The 4,600-nt window shown below is 31.3% G+C and carries 4 protein-coding genes; all 4 read left to right on the top strand.

The genetic code is table 11. The features are described from left to right. The first annotated feature begins 299 nt into the window (after positions 1-299). The 4 genes from V7014_RS25530 (at position 300) to V7014_RS25515 (ending at position 4,365) form a co-directional block, all read left to right on the top strand. On the top strand, positions 300-953 hold the full coding sequence (locus V7014_RS25530; protein WP_335511653.1) for a flagellar brake protein: 654 nt from the start codon (positions 300-302) through the stop codon (positions 951-953). Positions 954-1,017: 64 nt separating this feature from the next. After that, entirely contained in the window at positions 1,018-2,076 is a 1,059-nt protein-coding gene (locus tag V7014_RS25525; RefSeq protein WP_335511651.1) for an HD-GYP domain-containing protein, read from the top strand. 305 nt (positions 2,077-2,381) lie between these two features. Next, a complete protein-coding gene (locus V7014_RS25520; RefSeq protein ID WP_335511649.1) occupies positions 2,382-3,695 on the top strand; it encodes a TrkH family potassium uptake protein in 1,314 nt (437 codons plus the stop codon). 16 nt (positions 3,696-3,711) lie between these two features. Next, the gene (locus tag V7014_RS25515) at positions 3,712-4,365 is read left to right on the top strand and encodes a potassium channel family protein (protein WP_335511647.1); all 654 of its coding nucleotides are present in this window, start codon (positions 3,712-3,714) and stop codon (positions 4,363-4,365) included. Positions 4,366-4,600 lie beyond the last annotated feature (235 nt).

Genomic DNA, 4,600 nt, shown 5'->3' with positions numbered 1-4,600 from the left:
CATATATACTTGCTTTTTATATATAAGTACAATAAATTAAAGTGAATTATATAATTATTTAAGAAAGAGTAATAAAAGACTACGACTTTAGTAGAATAGTAATTAAAGAATAGAAGAAACTGTTTTCTATATACATAATTGGTGAGAGTACGATAAAACGGAAGGTAATAAAGAAGGAAAATAATTAAAAATTACCCTTAGTGCAAATGCCTTTTTTTGCTAATTTTATGATATTATATACCTAAAGTGTCAACAGTAGAAAATAGTCGTTAGGGGATTTGGAAAGGTGATAGTTTCACATGAAAATCGGTAACTTTGTATTGCTAAAAATAAAAAATGGTACTGAAATTGAAGAATATAAATCGAAAGTTTTAGAAATTGAACGCGATTCATTTTGCATCGATATCCCTCAAAATATTCGAACGCTAAAATCCAATGCATTACCTAAAGATGTTACGATTGATCTTACATATTTAACAACGGATGGAAATGTTTTTGAGTTTAAGACAAGAGTAATAGGTAAAAAAAATTCAGGCGTTAATATGGTTGAACTTCATTATCCTAGTCAAGAAAAGCATGAAAAAATACAACGAAGACAGTTTGTGAGGGTTAACGTTCCAGTTGATGTTGCGATCCATTGTCCGAAGAATACAATCACAGCTTTCGTATCTCATACAGAAGATATAAGTGCAGGAGGAATAGCTGTTTTTATCCCTAATAATGTTGAAGTAAAGCCGAACCAAATTATTGATGTTTGGCTTGCCTTGCTTTTCAATTCAGGAGAATTTAAATACTTAAAGTTCAAGAGCAGAGTTATTAGAGTACTAGAAAGAGATGAATTCACTCAAAATATTATGACCATTGAATTTACAGATATCAGCAAGGGTGATAGACAATTACTAATCCGTTATTGCTTTGAGAAACAATTACAGTTAAGAGATAAGTTACTTTAAATGATTGTGGATAAAAACAATTAATAAGCTAACAAATATATATATAGGCTTTGGAGGGAATATGATGCTTATTAAATTACTTGATGCAAAAGAAGGAGATATATTACTAAAAGATGTAATGTTACAATCAAAAAGACCGCTAATGTTTAAAGATACTGTTTTGACAAAGGAAAATATGAAAGTGCTATCATCTTTTTTAATTCAAAATGTCGATGTTAGTAAGCCTACTACACAAACATTGTCTGAAACAACAAGTTCAAACGAAGTGGTCGAAGAAGAATGTGATTTTATTACTGCTTATTTTAAAGCAATTGATGAATATAAACGTTTATTCAAAAAGTGGCAATCAGGGCTACCAACACATGTTTCGGATGTAAGAGAAATTATTATTCCATTGTTGGAGCAAGCTTTAAGCGATAATAAGTTTGATTTCTACTTATATAAACATTCTAATGAATCAGATTATATATACCATCATGCTATTTCTGTAGGACTTTATTCAGCGTTTTTAGCTAAATCTATTGGATTAGCTAAAGGAGAAGTGATTCAAGTGGCAATCGCAGGCTGTTTATGTGATGTAGGTATGTCTAGAATTCCAGCTAAAATATTGTCGAAAAAAGCAAAGCTTTCAAAAGAAGAATATGACGAAGTGAAAAGTCATCCGTTATTAGGTTACAAAATGCTGTTAGGAACCTCTAGCTTAAAGAAAGATGCACAGTTAGCTATACTGCAGCATCATGAAAGATTAGACGGGTCAGGATATCCAAGGGGAGACAAAGCGGAAAAAATACATTTGTATTCAAGAATTATTGCAGCAGCAGATACATATCATGCTTTAACAACAGATAAAAGCTATCAAAAAGGTATACCACCATTTAAGGTTTTAGAAATGATTAGATATGAGGAGTTTGGAAAATTTGATTTACCAGTAGTAAATGCATTACTTTCTTCGATCGTTCAAATGGGAATTGGAAGTAAAGTGATCTTATCAAACTTCCTAACTGGCGAGGTAATATTTATGAATCCTCATAATATTACACGTCCACTCATAAAGCTATTGGACTCAGATGACATGGTAGATTTAGAGAGAAGAAGGGATTTATTTATTGAAGTTATTTTTTAAGATGTAAATAATTTATTGCTCGTTCAATGAAATAAATAATTTAGGAATTGATACATTCTTCTAGGTCTATATATGAATGGGTGGATCTATTTTAGTTGGAAAGTTAATAAAATAGCTCATTGTTGAAAACAATATAGAATATAAAAATATGAAGGGCAGTGTAAAATATGCTAATACACTGCTTTTTGTTGTGATTTCGAAAAGAAAGACTGAAAGGAAAGCTGTTATTGAAGTTTTAGTAGTACAATAATAGTGTATTTTATTCTACATACAGAGGAAGTACATCTGGAGAATGGAGGGATCTAATGCTACTTACGAAATCTACCATTAAGTCATTTCGTTCCATATTTATTTTATACATATCATTCATTTTTATATTTGCATTACTATATATATTGCCGTTTGCCAAAACAGGGACACTTTCATTTGTTGATTCTCTCTTCGTATCTACGAGTGCACTTAGCGTTACGGGACTGTCAACAATAAATATTGCGGAAGAGTTAACCCGTATTGGACAAACGATACTAATTATAGAAATGCAGTTGGGTGGAATAGGAATACTTGTATTGATTAGTTATTTATTTTTAATGATGGGAAAGAGAATAACGATGTCGAGTATGTTACTAATCTCGAGAGATCAAAACCAAAGTAATTTAAAGACAATTAAATTATTAAGTTTTTCCGTATTAATTATTGCCCTAACTATTGAACTAATTGCTTTTTCATTAATAATCGGACAAGTTATTCCACATTATGATTCGATGTCTGATGCTATTTTTGTTACTATATTTCACAGCGTTGCCAGCTTTACAAATGCAGGATTTGATATATTTGATGGAAGCTTTTCAAACTTTGAACATAACCCGTTGGTTTTATATGTGTCTGCGGCTACGATTTTTTTAGGGAGTATTGGATATCCAACCATCATGGAATATGTTTTTTCTTTTAGAAAAAAGAAAAGTTTATTCACAAAGATAAACATCCGTTTACATACTTTATTACTTGTAACAGGTACTTCCATTTATTTTATATTAGAAGGACATCGTGGGTTTGCACACCTTGATTTTTTTGACAAAATATCAAACTCGGTGTTTCTTTCAGCAACATCTCGAAATGGTGGTTTATCAACAATTGACATTTCAACTTTATCAATCACAACGGTATTGATGATTATGTTATTAATGTTTATTGGGGGTGCTTCTTCTAGTACAGGTGGAGGAATAAGATTAACTACATTTGCTGTATTAGTAGCGAAAGTAATTTCTGTAGCGAAGTCACAAGAGCACACCGTTATTTATAAAAAATCCATTACTCAAGAAACCATTAATAAGTCTTTTTTAATCTTTATTAGTTTTATTGTTTTAATCTTTAGTTCGACCGTAATTTTGACAATGTATCAATCAGCTCCTTTAGAGCAAATCATGTTCGAGGTTATTTCGGCATTAACGAATACTGGATTATCTATGGGACTAACTGGAGAACTAGCTGTTGTTTCAAAAATAGTATTGATCTGCTTAATGGTCATTGGTCGTATTGGAATTTTCTCGCTTATTTACTTTGTATTCAGAGTTGAGAGTTCTAAAATCAGTTACTTGAAAGAAGATTTAGCAGTAGGTTAAGAAAGGGAGACAAGTCATGAAACAGTTTTTAATTATAGGTGCTGGTCGATATGGCAGTGGTATTGTAAAAGAATTGTATAAACAAAATGCAGATGTTGTCGTATGTGATACAAATGAGAAAAAGCTTGATGAAATTGATCAATATGCCACACATTGTTTAATCGGTGATTTTACAGATAATGATGTATTAAATCAATTGGAAATCGACGAATTTGATTCGGTTTTTGTAGCAATTGGAACAAATGCATATTCAGCAATCTTAATAACGAAGAAAATGAAGGAAAGAAATGCGAAAAGAATTGTTGCAAAAGCCGTAAATCGAGAAGTTGGTGAAATACTTCTAAGCATTGGTGCGGATCGTATCATCTATCCAGAAGAAGAAGCGGGAAGAAAAGTTGCAAGACAAGAATTAATGACAGGTATTATTGAGTATTTGGAAATTACGAAAAATGTTTCGATTATAGAGATTGAAGTACCTCAGCAAATGTATGGAAAATCATTAAGCCAATTAGATTTCTCAAGAAAGTATAATTTAACGGTTTCTATCATTATTAGAGATGATGAGCCAATTCTTACTCACTTTGCAGATGTACTTTTTCAAGAAGGTGACAGGGTGTTGATTGTTGGAGAAAATAGTAAGATTGAGCGATTTAAGAAACGATATAAATGAGTTGCGGTCAACGTAAAATAAGTAGTACCTTTCCTATCATCAGTTGATATAATCTAATTGTAAGGTAGGGGGTGGAAAGTGAATACCATAATAGTGCTTGTTAGTTGATTGGTAAGATGAAGAATTTTACATTATAGTATTTGCATCAGCAGCTAGAATAAAATAACCAAGTACATACCTTCGACAATTCGTAAAGAACGAAGGTTATACTAACAAATACAAAAAGGAAAATATA

The organism is Bacillus sp. JJ722 (assembly GCF_036963345.1).
Classification (GTDB): Bacteria; Bacillota; Bacilli; order Bacillales; family DSM-1321; genus Bacillus_AD.
The sequence above is the reverse complement of the archived record's forward strand: the minus strand, read 5'-3'. Positions and strand labels throughout refer to the sequence as shown.